The sequence below is a fragment of the Rhizobium sp. RHZ02 genome (genome assembly GCF_014851575.1).
GTDB lineage: Bacteria > Pseudomonadota > Alphaproteobacteria > Rhizobiales > Rhizobiaceae > Rhizobium > Rhizobium altiplani.
Map to the genome: position 1 here is coordinate 134,259 of NZ_JACUZX010000008.1, position 18,321 is coordinate 152,579.

The following is an 18,321-nucleotide window of genomic DNA, read 5'->3' on the forward strand; positions in this document are numbered from 1 at the left end:
ATTTTCCATATCAACGTAAAAAAACGGTTAGTTTCAAGCGAAATGTCAAGGTTTGGTCACAATGACGGCCCGCCAGGCATAGCCGCCACTAATGGTCTCGAAGGTCAGTCGCGCTTGATTTTCAGAGGCTTGCGACGCGAGAACCTGCCGCAAATCGGCACGCGGCGACACGTGAAATTTTCGCAGCCACGCCTTGAGAAAGCGTGCAAACCAGCCCGGAAGGCGCTCCTGCTGGCCGAAATCGACGATGTGCAGCTCGCCGCCGGGGGCGAGGGCGGCCACGGCCGAGTCGACGGCGCGTTCCCAATCGGGGATCATCGAAAGGGCGTAGGAAATGAGAATGCGGTCGAAGCCGCTGACGCCGAACTCGCGCGGCGTGAAGGCGGTCGCGTCCGCGACGCGGAAATCCGGAAGCGTTGCTTTGGTCTCGAATGTTTTGCGCGCGGAGATCAGCATCTCGTGCGAGATGTCCAGGCCGAACAGCCGAGCCCGCGGGTAATATTTATGGGCGAGCGCCAGGTTGCGGCCGGTTCCGCAACCGACCTCCAGCAGGGTGCCGTCTTCCGGCACATTCAGATTGCGGATCGTCTCATCACGGCCGAGAAGGTAGTACTTGCGCGTCAGGTCATAGATGTGGCGCTGATAACGGTACATGCCGTCCATCAGGGCGGCGTGGCCGTCGTCCTTGGTGACGGGATTCGTGCCGACCCCGCTCACGCATTCTTCCCGTAGATATGGAAGCCGCCATAGATTGCCGAGCGATCAAGCGCCGTGAGTTCGGCGGAGCGCTTTTCCATGTACGTCCACTGATCGCGGATTGCAGGCGACAGACGGCCTTCGATGATGCTCTTTTCGGCCGCCGTACGGAAGATCGCCCGGGCACCTTCGCGCGCCGTGCGGCTGATCTCTGCCCATAGGTCGTTGAGTTGCTGGTCCGTCATCCAGTCCTGTGCATCCAGGAGGACGTAGCGATCGCGCGATCCGGCCGGCTCGCCGGCGAGCAGTTCCGTGAAGCTTGCATGATGAACGGTGACGCGATCCACATTGCCACGGATCGCCTCGTAGTTCGCGGGCTCGAGATAGGTTGGGAGTGTGCCTTCGCCCTTCGGCGCGTAGCGGCGAGCGAAAGCCTGCCAGGCAAAATAGTTTTCCTGCATGGGGAAGTGACAGGCCAGCTTCTCAAGTCGGTGCCGTAGGACCGGCGCGATTGACTGCTCGGCGGCGAGGCTTGCCAGTTCGTCGTATTGCTGTGGCGGGATACCGAGGCCGAACAACGAGCTCTTGCGGCCGGTGATCCAGCGTACGACCGGCTTGTCGAAGAGTGGTGCGATCTTCTCGTCGAAGAACTGGCGCTGCTCGCGCAGGGAGCGCGTCTTGGTCATTTCCGTCAGGTCGACGCCATGCAGGCGGGCCAGAAGGTGTGCTGCTCCAATGAACCGACCGAGGAGACCTGTTTCGTAGATGTTGCGGTCGAAAACCGTGACCCGCCGACGGCCGAACTTGCGGGCGTTCCAGTAGTTGCGGGTCGCGTCGTCAAGATTTGCAGCGAGGAATTGGTCGAAGGCGTGGCTGTTCGACAACTCGCGCGGTGTGGCGAGGAAGCGAACGAGATCGGCGTGTGCGGGAAGGTGGCTGAACGCGGCAAGCTTCAGGCGATTGAGGGCAATATGATGCGGATTGAGATCGACCACATCAATCGACGCCGGGCTCCTGGAAAGATAGGCAAGCATGTTGCAGCCGCCGGAGCCGATCGTCACGATGCGGTGGTGAGGCTGAAGCTCCATCGCCAGCATGTCGAGGTCGGGATCTTCCCAGATTTGCGGATAGACCAGGCCGGAAAACAGCAACCCAAAGAGCCGTTCCGAAAAGCCTGCCTTGGAGAAGGCATTGTGGCGGAGAAGAGCTGCCTTGAGTTTCCGGTTCTTGCGGAAGCCGGCATCCGGTGCAAATTCCGTCATATGAGTCTTTCACCCTTTTAGCGTTCAGGGCGTTTAGCGCGCCGTCACTACAGTTTGATGACGCAAGCTGTGGGCGCGTGCTTCCGTCGGTGGAAATGGAAAAACATCCGGGCATTGGGGGCTTTCGCGCTGCCGGCTTTCCTGCTTCTCTTGTGGGCAAGGAGGATCGCATATGCGATTTGTGCTGCGTGTCGTGAGGCCACTCGCTCTTTTGCTGGTCGCGATCGTCGCTATGAGCGCGGCTTGGCTTTATGCGCGGCCACCTGAATTGCTGCGAGTCGGTGATGGTTACGCAGCCAAGATCGTTTGCTCGAACGTATTCCTGGCAGGGCGTGACCCCGAACAGGTGCTTTACGAGGACGTTCAGGCGCCGGGAAATCCGTTGCTACGACTGGTACGCGTCACTGTCGACAGGCAGGACAAGCGGGTTACCGCTCGTATCCTCGGGCTCTTCGCGCCGGGCCATGCGATCTATCGCGGCGCACTCGGCTGCAGCAGCGTGCCGGATGGTGACTTCGAGGCCGCGGCGCGCGCCGTGCCCGAGGTTCCGGTGACTCCGGAGCCGCAAAATGAGGCCCCATGGCCGGAGGGAAATGCCGTCGCGAAGGCCAATGACAGCCGTGTCGATGCACTGCTTTCAGATGCCGAGCTGATCGGTCCTGCAATGCGCGCGGTTGTCGTGGTTCGCAACGGCCGCATCATCGCGGAGCGCTATAGTGATGGATTCGGTCCGATGATGCCGCTCACAGGCTGGTCGATGACGAAGACCGTGAATGCAGCCATCGTCGGGCGGCTGATGCTCGACAACAAAATCGCGTTCGATGAGGCTGGCCTTCTGCCGCAGTGGAAGGGGGGCGACCATTCGGCGATCAAGCTGAGTGATCTGCTCGGCATGGAGAGCGGCCTGGTGTTCAACGAGAGCTACGGCACGGTCGCCGATGTCACACGGATGCTCTATCTCGATGCGGATATGACGGCGCTGCCAGCAAGTCTGCCATTGGAGGCAAGCCCGGGCCAGCGTTTCAGCTATTCAAGCGGTTCGTCGGTGCTGATCTCAAAGATATGGATGAACAGGATTGGCAACATGCAGGCGGCGCTTGCCTATCCCAAGACGGCGCTGTTCGACCCGATCGGCATGTCGAGTGCTGTCTTGGAGGTCGACGCACGGGGCACCTTCGCCGGCAGTTCCTATCTTTACGCCACAGCGCGGGATTGGGCGCGTTTCGGCCAGTTCCTTCTTCAGGACGGCGTCTGGAACGGCCAGAGGCTGTTGCCGGAACGGTTCATGGCAGCGATGAGGACGCCGACCGTGGCCTCGGGCGGCAAATATACCCAGGCGCAGGCCTGGCTCGCCGCGCCGGGCGGTGACACCAGCGCCGTTGCCGGTCTTCCCGAAGATACGTTCTGGATGGAGGGGCACGATGGGCAGAGCATTGCGATCGTGCCGTCCGCGAAGCTTGTCGTCGTCAGGCTCGGATTGACGCCAAGCTGGCTTCGCTACAAGCCGCAGATGCTGGTCAAAGAGATCCTAGCCGCGCTGCCCGGCAGTGATCAGTAGTTGCCCTGGGCGACGTCGTCCATGCCCTTGCGCTTGGCTTCGTAGTAATAGCCACGGGCATAGAGGCGGACAGCATCGTCTTCGCTGCTGTCAGAGACGAGCCAAGCGCCGCGAAGATACTTGGCGGCGTATTTGATGTTCGTTTCGGCATCAAAGAGGCCAGCGGGCTCACCTTCGTAGCCCATGGACTTGGCCGTGTTGTACTTGATCTGCATCAGGCCGAAATAGCCGCGCTTGTTATAGGCCTTGGAATTGTAGCGGCTCTCGCGATGCACGACGCGGTGAAGCAGCGAGGCGGGCACCTGGTAGAGCTTCGAATATTTGTCGATGATCTTGGTGATTGCGCTTTTCTCAACCGTCGGCGCGCCATCGTCGTCGCTGTCGCTGAACATCGGCGGTGCGGCCGGTGGATCCGAGGGACCTGAGGTGTCGAAACCGTAATCCATCATCGGGTGCGGCGTCGTATCGATAGCGGAAAGAGCTGCAATCGCGCTGCTTCCAGCCTGAGGTGTTGCGGCAAAGGCGAGTTGAGTCGACGGGGAAGGGGTGCCCGGGCGCGGGATCGGTACAACGGACTGAATCGCTGTCATTTCAGGCGTGAGCGGAATCTGCGCGTAACCCGTTGCCGTCGTCGCCCCGGCCTGACCGCTCAACTGAGAAGGATCGGTTGCCGGCATGGCGGGTGCCGCGAGGGCCGTTGTCGCCTGGTCGGCGGTGGTGATCATCGCCGTCTGGGCCGCTCCGTCGCCGGCCGGCACGGCTGCAAGCGTGGCGTCTTCGCCGGGCTTTGGTGTCGGAACAACGGTCTGGATTGCGGTCAGTTCTTCCACCGACGTGTATTCGACGCTCGTGCATCCGGCAACGACGCCGCAGAGCATCGTCGAAACGATGAGACTGCGTTTCAGGCCGGAAAAACCGATCGCTACCATACTCTCACTTTCGTGAACGCGCCGCCCCGGCAGCGTTAGAAGTTACCAAAAACCTTAAGCCTGGAATCCGCAATTAACGTATTCGTTGCGTTGCTGCAACCCGCTGGAAATATTTACGCGGCTATCCGCCTATAACCGGCTGTTACGGCGCCTGCGGCAATGAGCAGAGTGCCGCCGGTGCGGTTAACCGCACGCTGGATGCTTGCCTTGCGAATAAGCCCGCGAGCCGCGTTTGCTGCCAGTGCATAGGTCGAGGCATTGATGGTTGCGAGGACCAGGAACGTGGCTTCCATGATGAGCATCTGGCCGAAGAACGGCAAAGCGGGATTCAGGAACTGCGGAACGAAGGCGACGAAGAACACGATGCTCTTCGGATTGAGCGCCGTGACGACATAGGCGTGCAGGAAAACCCTGATCGATTTCTTTTCGGGCAGGTTGTCATTGTCCGCCATCGGTTCGGACATCACGGGTGCGCGCCAAAGCTTGATCCCGAGCCAGATCAGGTACGCGCCGCCGATCCATTTCAGCACCGTAAATAGGGTCGCGGAGGCCGCAAGCACGGCCCCCAGTCCGAAAAGGGATGCAGTCATCGCGGTAAAGTCGCCGAGCGCGACGCCGGTTACCGTCGCGAGCGCCGTCTTGCGCCCATGGCCCAGCGCATAGGAAACAACGAGAAGGATCGTCGGCCCCGGTATCGCCAGCATGATTGCAGACGCAGCGGCAAAAGCGAGCCAGGCTTCGAGCGACATGGAATCTCCTCCTATTCCCTAAGGGAAAGCAAAGACACCATATTAACCCTCAGTCAATCATGCCGCGCTGTATTTCTGCCCGATCGTGTCCATGACTTCGCCGAACCACTCGGTGGAGGTGTCGAAGGCCTTGCCACCCTTGATACGCGGGAACTCGATTGTCCGGAGCTTACCATTCTCCGCTTCATCGTGACCTGTGACACCGGAGACCTTGTTCAGGGCGCTTTCGACGGCAAGGTCGGTCATGCTCTGAATCAGACGAAGGTCATCGCCGTTTGCGGGGGCCGAACGTGCGAAGTAACCCGATTTCTGCACGAGCGAGCGCTCGGCATCGATGAGGCCTGCGAACTGTTTCTGGAACCAGCCGCCGACATTGATCGTGTCGATCTTCACGTGGCCGAAGGCGTCGCGCTTGATGGTCTCGCCCGCGGCCTCGCGCTCGGCGACGATGGCGTCAAGGCAGGCGCCTTCCGAAACGAACACGGTCGCATGACCGGTGCGGTCCATGACTTCCTTCAACCGGGCCGCTTCCGCATCGAGATCGAATGCCAGTTCGGGCAGGTAGACGGCGTCGATGCTTTTCATCCTGGCGTTCGTCATCAGCCCATCGACATATTCATAGTTCTTCGTCCGCTGCAGATAGGCCCGAGCAGTTGCCGCCGTCAGCCAGCCGCAGTGGCGCCCCATGACTTCGTGGATGATCAGTGTGCGCGGTGCCGCGGTCTGCTCGTTGCTGACGTTGTCGAAGAAGTGTGCGCCGACTTCGGCGGCTGTCCATGCGCCAAGCGACTGGCGGATCGGGACGACGTCGTTGTCGACCGTCTTCGGCAGTCCGACGACCGTCAGATTGTAGCCGTTGGCCGCCAGATATGCCGCAAGATCGGCAGCGGTAGTGTTCGTGTCGTCGCCGCCGATCGTGTGAAGAATGGTGACGCCATCGTTGGCAAGCCGCTCGGCCGCCACACGCAGCGGGTTTTCGCCTTCCTTGACGAGACCGCGCTTCACGCAATCGGCTGCATTGGTGAGCTTGACGCGGCTGTTGCCGATCGGCGACCCGCCGTAGCGATGCAGAAGCGAAGCCTTCTCCCGCATGTCTGCCGTGATCTTGATGCTGTCGCCGAGGAGTACGCCCTGGTAACCGGAACGATAGGCGACGAGCTCGATGTCGGGCGCAACGTCGCTGTAGCGTTCGATCAATCCGCCGACTGCGGAGGAGAGACAGGGCGCCAGGCCTCCGGCCGTGAGCAATGCGACTTTCTGTTTGGCCATGATCCCTCCATTGTGTCTCGTATCGGTGCAAGCGCGTCTGCTTACCTAACGCATGGATGCGGCAGGGAAAGGGCCATGTAAAGTGTTGTTATTGTGAAAATCGCGCCCCTGACGGCGAAGGTAGATGGAAGCGCGGATATAATCGTTTCAAGCCAAGGATAGCTGTTCAGATGGCTTGTGGAAATTCCCGAGCGCGTGGAGCCGACTGTACAACTGCATGCTTCTCTGATGCGTTAACAGCCTATCCCTTGGTGTCATATGACGCCGTGCGAATACGGCGTATGCTTGGATGCCGGAGCGACAATTACCGAATTGTGAAAGCAGTATTCGCTCCTATGACCAATCGTCGCCTTGCAAACGCAGGCTTTATTTGGTCAAGGTGTCTAATCTTATTTGCACTGCGAGAGACTCTTATGTCCTTCTGGGAAAAACTGCTGAATGCCATTGGCAACACCGCGGGCAACGTCCTTTCGGCGGTGGTCGAGGCTATCCGGACAGTTTTCGAAGGCGATCCGGAGACCCGCCGCAAGGTGGCTTTCTCAGTCGCGATCATTGCTCTGTCGGCAAAAATGGCCAAAGCGGACGGGATCGTCAGTGAGAAGGAGGTTGACGCCTTCCGCGAGATCTTCGAATTCCCGCCCGAGCAGGCGAAGAACGTTGCGCGTCTTTATAATCTGGCGCGCCAGGACGTGGCCGGCTATGAGGCCTATGCGGAGCGCTTGTCGTCCCTGTGCGTGACATGCGCCGCCAATTGCCCGGTACTGGAAGAGGTACTGGACGGTCTCTTTCATATCGCCAAGGCTGACGGGCTCATTCATGAGAAGGAATTGGCGTTCCTGCGGCACGTCGGCCAGATCTTCCATATGAATGACGAGCATTTCGAAAGGATCGCCGCGCGCCATGTCTCCGTGGGACGTGATCCCTATAAGGTGCTCGGTGTTTCTCCCTCCGATGATTTCACCACGATCCGTCGCCGTTACCATGGTCTTGTCAGCGAGCATCATCCGGATCGGCTGATTTCCCGTGGTGTGCCGGCCGAGTTCCATGCCATTGCCAATGAGCGCATGGCGGCGCTGAATGCCGCCTACGAGGCGATCGAGAAGGAACGCCGCGCAGCATGACCTCGTTCGAGGCCGACTACCGGAAGGCAATTGTTCGCCCTTCGCCCAATCACGGCGAGCGTGCGGATGGACGCAAGCCAGATATGATCCTTCTTCACTATACAGGTATGCCAACGCCCGACGGAGCGCTGGAGTGGCTCTGTCGCGACGAAAGCCAGGTCTCCAGCCACTACTTTGTCCAGGAAGACGGCGAGGTTCTGCAGCTCGTGCCCGAGGAGCGCCGTGCCTGGCATGCTGGCAAAAGTTACTGGCAGGGCGAGACCGATATCAACTCGTTGTCAATAGGGATCGAGATCGCCAATGCCGGTCATCCCGGCGGCCTTCCAGAGTATCCCCAAGAACAAATCCAAGCCGTGATCGAATTGTGTCGAGATTGCGGCCAACGTTGGTCAATTGCCCCTGAAAGGGTGCTTGGACATTCCGACGTTGCACCGATTCGGAAGGTCGATCCGGGGGAAAAATTTCCCTGGGCGGAGCTCTCCAGGGCCGGTATCGGCCACTGGGTCGAGCCCGCACCGATCTCCGGTGGAAGATTTTTCCAACGCGGCGACCGCGGCCAGCCGGTCGAAGCCCTGCAGTCGATGCTGTCGCTCTACGGCTATGCGACTGAGATCACTGGCGAATTCTCGGCCAAGATGGCAGGCGAGGTCGAGGCCTTCCAGCGTCATTTTCGGCCCGCCCGAATCGACGGAATTGCGGACTTTTCGACGATAGACACCCTGCACCGTCTGCTGGCGTCGCTTCCACGCTACTCCGCATAAGTAGTACTTTTGAGTCGCGCCAATTTACCGGGATTCTGAGAGTTCGTCGGCTCGCCACATCATTTCCCTATTATCTCCTCATTGCGATGGTCTAACGCCAAACGTCGAACGGCGCCGCTTGTGTTGTTTGGGGTTCTTGGCGGTCGTCAATTGAAACAAAAAGAATTGCTGCAGTATCTCTAATAAATATCTGCCGCATAAAACTGGATCGTTATTTGAAACGCGGTCCAGAAATTCTTTGGGTCGGAGTAATTAGACTGAATGAATAGGATTATTTCTGCTGCGGTGTGCGCAAGCGCACTGTTGATGGGTATGAATTGCGCTTTCGCGGGTGAATGGGGCGCAAGGGCACAGACGGTTCCTTTGAAGACTGTTGATCGGACTAGCGGCTATGCAATGCCGGACTTCACGGCCAACAAATATTCGGCTCTCATTATCAAGTACGCAAAGCAATATAACGTTCCTGCCGAGCTCGCTCAGGCCGTCGTTCGCGTCGAGAGCAATTTCAATCCGAACGCACGCGGTAGTGCCGGTGAAATCGGTCTCATGCAGATCAAGCCGGCGACAGCAAGGATGATGGGTTACTCGGGGACGAGCAAGGGGTTGTTCGATCCCGAGACGAACATCAGGTTCGGCATGAAATACCTGGCCGCTGCACATGAACTCGGCGGTGGTGAGACCTGCGACACGATCCTGAAGTACAATGCCGGCCATGGCGCAACCCGCATGAACCCGGTCTCCAAGGCCTATTGCGGTAAGGTCCTGGCGATGCTCGACTGATCACCTGAAACTGCCTGTCTGATAATTACTTCGACCGGGCACTTAAGAATATGATTCAACATAGTGCCTGTGTTATCTGGCCTCCGAAATGAGGTGATACATGGCAGTTGATTTCAAGGTGATCATCGTCGGGCGCGGAATGATGGGCGCGGCTGCGGCCCGCCATCTCTCCGGGATGATCGAGGGTGTTGCGCTCATCGGCCCCAGTGAGCCAGTCGAGCGCAAGAGCCATCATGGCGTCTTTGCCAGCCACTACGACGAGGCCCGCATCACGCGGACCTTCGACGACAATGCCGTTTGGGCGACGCTGGCGGCACGCTCGCTCGACCGCTACCACGAAATCGAAGCGAAGAGCGGCATTTCCTTTTTCACGGAAGCGGGTTGCCTCTTTGCCGGACCACCTGCCCAACCGGGGGAGCGATATCTCGGACGGGCGCTGCAGGTCAGCGAAACGCTCGGTCTCGACGTCGAAACGCTGACGCCGACGGCGTTGCGGGACCGCTTTCCTCCGTTTGATCTCAACCCGTCGTTCAATGGTTATTTCGAAGCGAAACGCGCGGGCCACATCAACCCGCGCGCTTTGGTTCGAGCGCAAGCCAAGCTTGCCGAGCAGGCGGGCGTGACGGTTATCGATGCGACTGTTGCCTCTGTTCGCGATGAGGGTACGTTCGTGGAGGTTCATGCCGGCGGCAAGCGCTATACCGCCGAGCGGGTGCTGGTCGCTGCCGGCGGTTTCAGCAATTTCAACGGTCTTCTCCCTGCTGCTATCGATGTCAGGATCGCGGCGCGCACCGTGGCATTCTTCGAACTTGGCGCCCGGGAGATGGCAGTTTTTTCCGAAATGCCTTCAGCCATTATCTTCGGCGACCGCGACGAGGACCATGTCTACATCCTTCCGCCGGTGTGCTATCCCGACGGCAAGTTCTATCTCAAACTCGGCGGCGAGTTGGAAACGCGCTCATTCGAGACGCTTGAGGATGTCGGAACATGGTTTCGCTCCGATGGCGATCTGGCGGAGCGCGACCTGCTGGTGTCAACGGCCCTGCAGCACATGCCCGCATTGGCGGGTTGCGCAACAACCTCGGCGCCGTGTGTGGCAACCTTCACGGCAACAGCCTATCCCTATGTGGGCTATACGGATTCTCCACGAATTGCGGTTCTGGCCGGTGGCAATTTCGTTGCCGCGAAATCATCGGATGAGCTCGGCCGACTGGGCGCGGTCGTCATGACGCAAGGCTGGCTCGGCGCCGAGGACTTCGGCAGGGAGCTGACGCCGGTCTTCCGCTAGGCACGCTCCGGTCGGGGAGGGGCGCCCGTTGCGAGTACGCGCAGAGCTCGAAGATATTTCAGTGGCATTCGCTTCGCGTCTCCGCTAAGGGAGCCATGCCAGTTGGCCGGGCAGCCGCGCTTTACCAATGCCGAAAGGCGGTAGGGTGAGGAAAGTCCGGGCTCCACGGAAACACGGTGCCGGATAACGTCCGGCGAGGGCGACCTCAGGGAAAGTGCCACAGAAAGCAAACCGCCTGCCTCGGCAGGTAAGGGTGAAAGGGTGGGGTAAGAGCCCACCGCATCTCCGGTAACGGCGATGGCAAGGTAAACCCCACCGGGAGCAAGACCGAATAGGGATGACGTGGGAGGCGAAAGCCTTCCGGCTGGTTTCCAGGTCAGTCATCCGGGTGGGTTGCGTGAGGCAGCGTGCGAACGCTGTCCCAGAGGAATGGCTGCCACGTTCCGGCTTCGGCCGGGGCCATACAGAACCCGGCTTACAGGCCAACTGGCGAACTACCTTTGCTAAGACGCGTCTTGTTGATGTCGTCGATTGCTAGTGGGCGGTCGGTGCCTTTGCCAGGCATTCATCGCAGGTGGTGCTGCTGCGCGCGAGAATGGACCAGCGCTTGAATATCTTGCCGCAGGAATCGCATTGGATGTCGGTCGTCATGCCTGACTGCGACAGTGGAATACGCTTTTCCGGTTCAAAGCGCCCGTAAAGAAGTCCCTTTAATGTGAAGTTTGTCATACTATTACTCCACGGTTACTTATTTAGCCTTCATTAATATGCGGCAGCGCTGAACCGATTCAATTCTCCGCCTCCTTATTATTTTGCACATGGCAATATCCGAATAGCTTGGTCGCTTACTTCAAAGGGGATAGCGGCTGCATACCTCTTCATGGGGCGCCTTGGATCGACGCCTGCCACTGTTGAAGAGCAAGCCTTAAGCCTTTGTTGGAAATTGCATATTTGGTTGTGCCGATCTGAGCCATCGGTCGCCTTCGGGCGCGTGCTGGCAGGGCTGGTTCGCGGCATCGGTAAGTGCGGAACTAACCCTTTGTTAAACTTAACAGCTTATAAATTTTCGATACGGCGCTCATCGTGAGACGGGCGTTTCCCATTGACGCCCATATGGTCCCATGTTATCCCATTCATGCACTGCGCAAGGGCAAGTAGGTGCCCACCAATCGCAAAGCCAAGGTGTCTTCTGTTCCGGAAGCTCCGGATGGGGTCTTGCCCATTCGGCTCGCGAAGCTGTGCCTGAATTTCAGGGTTCCGGGCTTTTGAGTTCAGTCCGGGCTCTTTCGGGAACGGATGTTTCGTGTCATGAGCCGCTTCCTTTCAAATGCGACCAACAGAATCGATTCCAAGGGCAGGGTTTCCGTGCCGGCGGCGTTTCGATCCGTGTTGGCGCAGCGCAATGTTCAGGAGCTCTATTGCTTCCAGGACTTTGTGTTTCCGGCGATCAGTGTCGGCGGTCCGGATCTCCTGGAGAGGTTCGAGCGTCAAATCTCTGCGGAAGATCCGTTTTCGCCGGACGCGAACGAGATGTCGCTTCTCATCCACGGGGGCGGTATCTTCATGAAGCTCGATGCGGAAGGCCGGCTGATGGTCACGGATTTCATCCGCGACTTCACCGGTATCTCGGACGAAGTGACCTTCGTTGGTCGGGCGGATCATTTTCAGCTGTGGCAGCCGCAGGCATTTCAGGCTGCTCAGGTGCAGGCACGAGGAGGGCGTCGGCTGGCGGGCAGGCGTTCCTAAAAATACGAGGGAACGGAATGGCGGCGAATCCTGGCGGAGATTCAACTGATGCCGGTGGCGGACCGGTTCGCCACATTCCGGTTCTTCTCAATGAGGTGCTTGCCGCGCTCGAGCCGTTGCCCGGCAAGATCATTCTCGATGGCACCTTCGGTGCGGGCGGCTATACTTCTGCCATTCTGGGTGCTGGCGCCAATGTGATCGCCCTGGATCGCGATCCGACCGCCATCGAAGCCGGTCAGGCCCTTGTCGCTGAAAGCCAAGGCCGCTTGAAGCTCGTTCATTCGCGGTTTTCTCAATTGGCCGATGCTGCTCCATCGGGCGGGCTGGATGGAGTCGTGCTCGATATCGGCGTGTCCTCAATGCAGATCGATGAGGCCGAGCGCGGCTTCTCGTTCCAGAAGAATGGTCCGCTGGACATGCGGATGTCGGCGGCTGGCGTTTCGGCGGCCGATGTGGTCAATCGTGCCAAGGTGGCTGATCTGATCCGCATCTTTCATTTTCTCGGAGAGGAAAATCAGTCGCCGCGCATCGCGCATGCGATTGAAAAGCGGCGGGCTGAAAAGCCGTTCGAGACGACGCGCGATCTGGCTGGTCTGATCGAGCTCGTTACCCCACGTAAAATGAAGGACAAGATTCATCCGGCGACCCGGGTCTTCCAGGCGTTGCGGGTTTTCGTCAACGACGAACTTGGCGAGCTGGCGCGGGCGCTGTTTGCCGCCGAGCGCGTGCTGAAGCCCGGCGGGCGTCTCGTTGTGGTTACCTTCCATTCGCTCGAAGATCGGATCGTCAAGACCTTCTTCTCTGATCGCGCCGGCAAGGCTTCGGGCTCGCGTCATCTGCCCGTCGCGCACGAGCGTGCGGCGACCTTCGAGCGGATCGGCAAACCCATGGTTGCTGCGACCGAGGCGGAGGCGCAGGCAAACCCGCGGGCGCGATCTGCCAAGCTGCGGGCAGGGCTGCGCACTGCCGCACCCGCTGAAGCGGCGGATATTTCCATCTTCGGGCTGCCGAATCTGGCGAGTCTCGGAAAGCTCGGAGCCTGATATGCTGAGAACCTTGGACCTCATCCTCGTCGGTGTCATGACAGCAGCTGCTGCTGTCACCTATACGATCAAGCACCATGCCGAGCTCAAGCTCGAGGAAGTTCATCGCCTTGAAGCGGAGATCAAGCTCGAGAAGGATACCATCGATCTGTTGAAGGCCGATTGGGCTCTGTTGTCCCAGCCGAACAGGCTCGAGCGGCTCGTCAACAACTACAATGGTGAGCTTCAGCTGCAGCCGACGGCTTCCACGTCGCTGGTTCATGCCAAGGAACTGCCGATGCTGAAGTCGCAAGTTCCGGTTCCCGACATTACCGAAGCGAAGGCCGGTGCCAAGGCGAAGCCAAAGGCGGTGGCGCCTGAACCCGAAGAAGAAGACATGATGGCAACCGGATCGGTGGAGTAGAGATGTCGTTTCTTTCACGCATCATGGTCTTGAAGAGCCAGGCGCATTTCTCCGCCGGCACGCACAACCGCCTCGGCGGCAATAGGCCGATCGAGGGATCGCGAAAAAAGAGGGCGGGACAGGCCAAGAGCCGCGTCGGGCTCCTGATCGTCGGCTTCGTTGCTGTTTATTGCGTGATCGGCGGGCGTCTCGTCGAATACGCAGTCCGCGACCCCGATGTCGTGTCCAGTATCCTGCCGCCTGATCGTCTGATGGCGTCGCGCCCGGATATCCTGGACCGAAACGGCGAGGTGCTGGCGACCGATATCCGCACCGTCTCGCTGTTTGCCGAGCCGAACAAGGTTGTCGATCCCGACGAGGCGGTCGAGAAACTCGCCACCGTTATGCCCGACCTCGACATGAAGGGGACTTACAAGAAGCTCGCGAACCGCACGTCCCACTTCGCCTGGCTGCGTCGCCAGCTGACGCCGAAGCAACAGAGCCAGATCCTTGCGCTCGGCATTCCGGGCATCGGCTTCCGCCCTGAGAAGCGCCGCTTTTATCCGGGTGGCGCCACCGCAGCGCACATTCTCGGTTACGTCAACATCGACAACCGCGGCGTTGCCGGCATGGAAAAATACATTGACGATCAGGGCCTTGCCGACCTCGCCTCCGTCGGCATGACAAGCGACCAGCCGCTGGAGCCCGTTCGCCTGTCGATTGACGTCCGCGTCCAGAACATCGTGCGCGATGTCGTCGTCAACGCGGTCAAGAACTACGAGGCCAAGGGCGCCGGCGCTGTCATCCTCGATATTCATACCGGCGAAGTGCTCGGAATGGCATCGGCCCCGGATTTCGATCCGAACAACCCGCTGGAGGGCGCCAAGGAGGGCTGGCTGAACCGCATGTCGAACGGCACGTTCGAAATGGGCTCGACCTTCAAGACGTTCTCGCTTGCCATGGCGCTCGACACGGGCAAGGTCAGCCTGAACGACAGCTTCGATGCGACGCAGCCGATCCGCATCGGCGGCTTCACCATTCACGACTTCCACGGCCAGCGCCGTTGGCTGACGCTGCCTGAGGTGTTCCAGTATTCGTCGAACGTCGGCACAGCTCGCATCATCGACATTGTCGGGATGGATGCTCAGAAGGATTATCTTACGAAGCTCGGCCTTTTGACCAAGATGCAGACCGAACTGCCGGAAGTGAAGATGCCGAGCCAACCGAAGGTTTGGAAGAAGATCAACTCGATCACGATTTCCTTCGGCCACGGCGTTTCCACGACGCCACTGCAGACGGCGGTTGCCGGCGCGGCGCTCGTTAACGGCGGCAAGCTCATCGAGCCAACCTTCCTGCCGCGCAATCGGGAACAGGCGGACGAGGTTGCTGAAGTGGTTGTCAAGAAGTCGACCAGCGACGACGTGCGTTATCTCTTCAAGCTGAACGGCATCAAGGGCTCCGGCCGCAATGCTGACGTCCCCGGCTTCAACGTCGGCGGCAAGACTGGCACGGCTGACAAGGTGGTCAATGGCCGCTATGCGACGAACCTCAACTTCAATGCGTTCCTCGCCGCATTTCCGATCGAGGATCCGAAGTATGTCGTGCTGACGTTCTGCGATGAACCGCACAATGGCGAGAAGGGTCAGAACATCGCCGCGTATACTGCTGCACCGATGGTGAAGAACATCATTGCCCGCGCAGCGCCAATTCTCGGTGTGGAACCCAAGTTCGGTGACGACGGATCGGCCATGTTGGTGTCTTATTGAGTCTGAATGAATGTCGGAGCCGATTCGCCACGGGGGCGCGGCGGCTTGAAAGAGAAAAGTACATTCGATGAACTTGCGAGACATCGCCGGAGATGCATTTCCGGAACTTGAAAATCAATTAGCCGGGTCTGTCGGGGCGCTGGCGGTTTTGGGCATCTCGTCCGACAGCCGCAAGATCGAACGCGGAATGGTGTTTGTAGCTGTCGCCGGGACGAAGGCAGATGGAGCAGGTTTTATCGCCGATGCGGCGACGCGCGGTGCTGTCGTGGCCATTGCCTCCCATGGCATTGATGCTTCCATACCTGTTCTCGTCGTGAACGATCCGCGCCGCTTCCTCTCGATCGCGGCCTCTCACTTCTATGGCAAGCAGCCGGAAACGATGGTTGCCGTGACCGGTACTGCAGGCAAGACGTCGGTTGCCTCCTTTACGCGGCAGATCTGGGCTTATGCCGGCCATCCGGCGGCGATGATCGGTACGACTGGTGTCGTCTCTCCGACACGCAATGAATATGGCTCGCTGACGACGCCCGATCCAGTTTCGCTTCACAAATTACTGGCTGAGCTCTCCGGGGAGGGCGTTACACATGCCTCGATGGAAGCCTCCAGCCATGGCCTCGATCAGGGCCGTCTGGATGGCGTCAGGCTCACTGCCGCTGCCTTTACCAATCTAGGCCGCGATCACATGGACTATCATCCGACGATCGAAAGCTACATGGCCGCGAAGATGCGGCTTTTCGATACGCTACTGCCAAAGGGCGCACCGGCGGTGATCTTCGCTGACGATGCGTGGTCGGAGCAAGCCGTCAAAGCGGCGCGCGACTCGGGTCATGACGTCCGCACCGTTGGTCGCAAGGGTGACTACCTGACGCTGAAGCGCGTCGAGCATTTCCGCCACAAGCAGGTGGCTGAAATCCATGCCGAGGACGAAATCTTCGAGGTCGACATTCCGCTTGCGGGCGACTTCCAGGTGGCCAATGCGCTCGTCGCGGCAGGTCTCGCCATGTCGACGGGTGTGCCGGCGAAGGTTGCCATGGCGGCCCTCGAAAAGCTGCAGGGCGCATCGGGTCGACTGGAGCTGGTGGGCCACACCAGGGACGGCGCGCTTGCTTATGTTGACTACGCACACAAGCCAGACGCGCTTGCCAACGTCCTGGAATCCGTTCGTCCGTTTACTACGGGCCGCGTCATCGTCGTGTTTGGCTGCGGTGGCGACCGCGATCGCGGCAAGCGCCCGATCATGGGCGAAATCGCCTGCCGTCTGGCCGATGTGGTGATTGTCACGGACGACAATCCGCGCTCCGAAGAGCCGTCGAGCATCCGTGCCGAGATCATGGCGGCCGCTGGCTGCGCAACCGAAATCGGCGACCGCGCCGAGGCGATCCGAACGGCGGTCGGGATGCTGACATCCGGCGACACGCTGATCGTCGCCGGCAAGGGGCACGAGGAAGGGCAGACGATAGGGGGCGTCACCCTGCCGTTTTCGGATCACGCCGAATTGCGTAAGGCTTTGGAGGAGCTGAAACCGTGAACTGGCTTTGGACGACGGAAGACATGATTGCCGCCATGGCAGGGCGGCCGTTCGGCACTTTGCCTGAGGGCATTACCGGGATTTCCATCGACAGCCGCTCCATTGCGCCCGGCGAAGTCTTCTTCGCCATCAAGGGCGACCGCGTCGATGGCCACGACTTCGCGTCGATGGCGATGGCAAACGGAGCCGCTCTTCTCGTCGTCAGCGAAGCGCGCCTGCCAGCCATGGGGCGGCTCACCGTCCCAGTGATCGTTGTCGAAGATGTGTTGGCGGCACTCGGAAAGCTCGGACAGGCTGCTCGCGCCCGTTCGCGCGCCCAGATCATTGCCGTCACCGGTTCGGTCGGCAAGACGACCACCAAGGAGATGCTGCGCCGGGTCTTGTCTCCATCGGGCAAGGTGCACGCTTCCGTTGCCTCATTCAACAATCACTGGGGCGTACCCCTGACGCTCGCCCGGATGCCGCTCGACACGTATTTTGGTGTCTTCGAAGTGGGCATGAACCATCCGGACGAGATCCGCCCGCTGGTCAAGATGATCAAGCCGCATGTCGCCGTGATCACGACAATCGCGCCGGCACACCTTGGCAACTTCAAGAGCATTCGTGAGATCGCGACGGCCAAGGCCGAGATTTTCGAAGGCGTCGTGTCCGGTGGGCAGGTCGTGCTCAATCGAGACAACGACCAGTTCAACTTTCTGGAGCGGACGGCACAAGCTTGCGGTATCCACCACATCCATTCCTTCGGTCAGCACGCGAAAGCGGATTTCCGCCTGGCAGAGTTTAACGGCTCGGACCAGAGTTCGACGCTCTGGATCACCATCGACGGCGACACGAAGGAAGTGGCAATCGGTGCGCCGGGCCGGCACATCGCGGAGAATGCGCTGGCTGCCCTCGGGGTCGTGAAGATAGTCGGTGCGGACATGCAGCAGGCGATCGGCGCCCTCGCGACGCTCCAGCCCGAGAAGGGCAGGGGCCGCCGTCATCGGCTGATGATCGACCACGGCGCCTTCACGGTCATCGACGAGAGCTACAACGCCAATCCCGCCTCTATGAGGGCGGCAATCGCCGTGCTTGCGAGCGCGGTGCCGACGGGGGCGGGGCGGCGCATCGCCGTACTCGGCGACATGCTGGAGATGGGCGACTACGCGGAAAGGGTCCATTCGGATCTGGCGGGGCCGTTGCTTGCTGCCGGCATTGAGCATGTCTGGCTGGCCGGTCGTGAAATGGCTGCGCTGAAGGAATCGCTCCCGGAGAGCGTCCAGGTCGTTCACTACGAGACGACAGAAGAACTAAGCGAATACGTACTGAACTCCGTCGTGGCTGGCGACGTGCTGATGGTAAAATCGTCACTGGGCATAGGTTTCGGAAAGATCGTCGCCGCGCTTCTTGACAAGTTCCCGCCATTTGCCGACACGCAACGCGATTTTTGAGCGGGTAAACAAG

General features: G+C 59.8%; 17 protein-coding genes and 1 other RNA gene. 12 read left to right on the forward strand and 6 right to left on the reverse strand.

The window, feature by feature from the left end:
* Positions 1–45 precede the first annotated feature (45 nt).
* Positions 46–717 carry a methyltransferase domain-containing protein gene (locus IB244_RS15035; protein ID WP_018858304.1) on the reverse strand — a complete coding sequence of 224 codons (672 nt, stop codon included), beginning with the start codon at positions 715–717 and terminating at the stop codon, positions 46–48.
* Positions 714–1,958: a DUF3419 family protein gene (locus IB244_RS15040; RefSeq protein WP_018858305.1), complete on the reverse strand. Its 1,245-nt coding sequence runs from the start codon at positions 1,956–1,958 to the stop codon at positions 714–716. The genes IB244_RS15035 and IB244_RS15040 overlap by 4 nt, the downstream gene beginning before the upstream one ends.
* Before the next feature lie 172 nt (positions 1,959–2,130).
* Here IB244_RS15040 and IB244_RS15045 point away from each other — a divergent pair, with 172 nt between their 5' ends.
* Positions 2,131–3,516, forward strand: coding sequence for a serine hydrolase domain-containing protein (locus tag IB244_RS15045; protein ID WP_018858306.1), 1,386 nt, complete (start codon positions 2,131–2,133; stop codon positions 3,514–3,516).
* Here the strand turns inward: IB244_RS15045 and IB244_RS15050 are convergent.
* The 3 genes from IB244_RS15050 to IB244_RS15060 form a co-directional block, all read right to left on the reverse strand.
* Positions 3,510–4,445, reverse strand: coding sequence for a lytic transglycosylase domain-containing protein (locus tag IB244_RS15050; protein ID WP_018858307.1), 936 nt, complete (start codon positions 4,443–4,445; stop codon positions 3,510–3,512). The genes IB244_RS15045 and IB244_RS15050 overlap by 7 nt on opposite strands.
* Before the next feature lie 113 nt (positions 4,446–4,558).
* Positions 4,559–5,194 (reverse strand): LysE family translocator, encoded by a 636-nt coding sequence (locus tag IB244_RS15055; RefSeq protein ID WP_018858308.1) that lies wholly within the window; start codon positions 5,192–5,194, stop codon positions 4,559–4,561.
* Positions 5,195–5,251: 57 nt separating this feature from the next.
* Positions 5,252–6,463, reverse strand: coding sequence for a pyrophosphate--fructose-6-phosphate 1-phosphotransferase (locus IB244_RS15060; RefSeq protein WP_018858309.1), 1,212 nt, complete (start codon positions 6,461–6,463; stop codon positions 5,252–5,254).
* A gap of 413 nt (positions 6,464–6,876) precedes the next feature.
* Between IB244_RS15060 and IB244_RS15065 the strand changes: the two genes are divergently transcribed.
* The 5 genes from IB244_RS15065 to rnpB all read left to right on the forward strand — a co-directional run bounded on the left by IB244_RS15065 (position 6,877) and on the right by rnpB (position 10,907).
* On the forward strand, positions 6,877–7,584 hold the full coding sequence (locus IB244_RS15065; RefSeq protein ID WP_018858310.1) for a J domain-containing protein: 708 nt from the start codon (positions 6,877–6,879) through the stop codon (positions 7,582–7,584).
* Positions 7,581–8,345, forward strand: a complete 765-nt coding sequence (locus tag IB244_RS15070; RefSeq protein ID WP_113471577.1) for an N-acetylmuramoyl-L-alanine amidase — start codon at positions 7,581–7,583, stop codon at positions 8,343–8,345. Before IB244_RS15065 ends, IB244_RS15070 begins: the two co-directional genes overlap by 4 nt.
* 261 nt (positions 8,346–8,606) lie before the next feature.
* Entirely contained in the window at positions 8,607–9,125 is a 519-nt protein-coding gene (locus IB244_RS15075) for a lytic transglycosylase domain-containing protein (RefSeq protein ID WP_026371940.1), read from the forward strand.
* Between the two features lie 100 nt (positions 9,126–9,225).
* Positions 9,226–10,413 (forward strand): FAD-dependent oxidoreductase, encoded by a 1,188-nt coding sequence (locus IB244_RS15080; RefSeq protein WP_113471578.1) that lies wholly within the window; start codon positions 9,226–9,228, stop codon positions 10,411–10,413.
* A 98-nt stretch (positions 10,414–10,511) separates the two neighbouring features.
* Positions 10,512–10,907, forward strand: an RNA gene (gene rnpB / locus IB244_RS15085) — RNase P RNA component class A.
* Between the two features lie 40 nt (positions 10,908–10,947).
* Here the strand turns inward: rnpB and IB244_RS15090 are convergent.
* Positions 10,948–11,142: a hypothetical protein gene (locus IB244_RS15090; protein ID WP_018858314.1), complete on the reverse strand. Its 195-nt coding sequence runs from the start codon at positions 11,140–11,142 to the stop codon at positions 10,948–10,950.
* 579 nt (positions 11,143–11,721) lie between these two features.
* On the opposite strand from IB244_RS15090, the gene mraZ reads away from it, so the two are divergent.
* From mraZ to IB244_RS15120, 6 genes are all read left to right on the forward strand, one after another.
* On the forward strand, positions 11,722–12,159 hold the full coding sequence (mraZ, locus tag IB244_RS15095; RefSeq protein WP_025659370.1) for a division/cell wall cluster transcriptional repressor MraZ: 438 nt from the start codon (positions 11,722–11,724) through the stop codon (positions 12,157–12,159).
* A 17-nt stretch (positions 12,160–12,176) separates the two neighbouring features.
* Entirely contained in the window at positions 12,177–13,202 is a 1,026-nt protein-coding gene (gene rsmH, locus IB244_RS15100; RefSeq protein ID WP_018858316.1) for a 16S rRNA (cytosine(1402)-N(4))-methyltransferase RsmH, read from the forward strand.
* A gap of 1 nt (position 13,203) precedes the next feature.
* Positions 13,204–13,605: a hypothetical protein gene (locus IB244_RS15105; protein ID WP_018858317.1), complete on the forward strand. Its 402-nt coding sequence runs from the start codon at positions 13,204–13,206 to the stop codon at positions 13,603–13,605.
* Between the two features lie 2 nt (positions 13,606–13,607).
* Positions 13,608–15,350: a peptidoglycan D,D-transpeptidase FtsI family protein gene (locus tag IB244_RS15110; RefSeq protein ID WP_018858318.1), complete on the forward strand. Its 1,743-nt coding sequence runs from the start codon at positions 13,608–13,610 to the stop codon at positions 15,348–15,350.
* Between the two features lie 67 nt (positions 15,351–15,417).
* Positions 15,418–16,878: a UDP-N-acetylmuramoyl-L-alanyl-D-glutamate--2,6-diaminopimelate ligase gene (locus IB244_RS15115; protein WP_018858319.1), complete on the forward strand. Its 1,461-nt coding sequence runs from the start codon at positions 15,418–15,420 to the stop codon at positions 16,876–16,878.
* A complete protein-coding gene (locus tag IB244_RS15120; RefSeq protein WP_192304699.1) occupies positions 16,875–18,308 on the forward strand; it encodes a UDP-N-acetylmuramoylalanyl-D-glutamyl-2,6-diaminopimelate--D-alanyl-D-alanine ligase in 1,434 nt (477 codons plus the stop codon). Before IB244_RS15115 ends, IB244_RS15120 begins: the two co-directional genes overlap by 4 nt.
* The last annotated feature ends 13 nt before the right edge of the window (positions 18,309–18,321 follow it).

Bases quoted from the DNA above. Each gene is read 5' to 3' on its own strand.
- IB244_RS15040 (WP_018858305.1), bottom strand. From the start codon at position 1,958: ATGACGGAATTTGCACCGGATGCCGGCTTCCGCAAGAACCGGAAACTC.
- IB244_RS15045 (WP_018858306.1), top strand. From the start codon at position 2,131: ATGCGATTTGTGCTGCGTGTCGTGAGGCCACTCGCTCTTTTGCTGGTC.
- IB244_RS15050 (WP_018858307.1), bottom strand. From the start codon at position 4,445: ATGGTAGCGATCGGTTTTTCCGGCCTGAAACGCAGTCTCATCGTTTCG.
- IB244_RS15055 (WP_018858308.1), bottom strand. From the start codon at position 5,194: ATGTCGCTCGAAGCCTGGCTCGCTTTTGCCGCTGCGTCTGCAATCATG.
- IB244_RS15060 (WP_018858309.1), bottom strand. From the start codon at position 6,463: ATGGCCAAACAGAAAGTCGCATTGCTCACGGCCGGAGGCCTGGCGCCC.
- IB244_RS15065 (WP_018858310.1), top strand. From the start codon at position 6,877: ATGTCCTTCTGGGAAAAACTGCTGAATGCCATTGGCAACACCGCGGGC.
- IB244_RS15070 (WP_113471577.1), top strand. From the start codon at position 7,581: ATGACCTCGTTCGAGGCCGACTACCGGAAGGCAATTGTTCGCCCTTCG.
- IB244_RS15075 (WP_026371940.1), top strand. From the start codon at position 8,607: ATGAATAGGATTATTTCTGCTGCGGTGTGCGCAAGCGCACTGTTGATG.
- IB244_RS15080 (WP_113471578.1), top strand. From the start codon at position 9,226: ATGGCAGTTGATTTCAAGGTGATCATCGTCGGGCGCGGAATGATGGGC.
- IB244_RS15090 (WP_018858314.1), bottom strand. From the start codon at position 11,142: ATGACAAACTTCACATTAAAGGGACTTCTTTACGGGCGCTTTGAACCG.
- mraZ (WP_025659370.1), top strand. From the start codon at position 11,722: ATGAGCCGCTTCCTTTCAAATGCGACCAACAGAATCGATTCCAAGGGC.
- rsmH (WP_018858316.1), top strand. From the start codon at position 12,177: ATGGCGGCGAATCCTGGCGGAGATTCAACTGATGCCGGTGGCGGACCG.
- IB244_RS15105 (WP_018858317.1), top strand. From the start codon at position 13,204: ATGCTGAGAACCTTGGACCTCATCCTCGTCGGTGTCATGACAGCAGCT.
- IB244_RS15110 (WP_018858318.1), top strand. From the start codon at position 13,608: ATGTCGTTTCTTTCACGCATCATGGTCTTGAAGAGCCAGGCGCATTTC.
- IB244_RS15115 (WP_018858319.1), top strand. From the start codon at position 15,418: ATGAACTTGCGAGACATCGCCGGAGATGCATTTCCGGAACTTGAAAAT.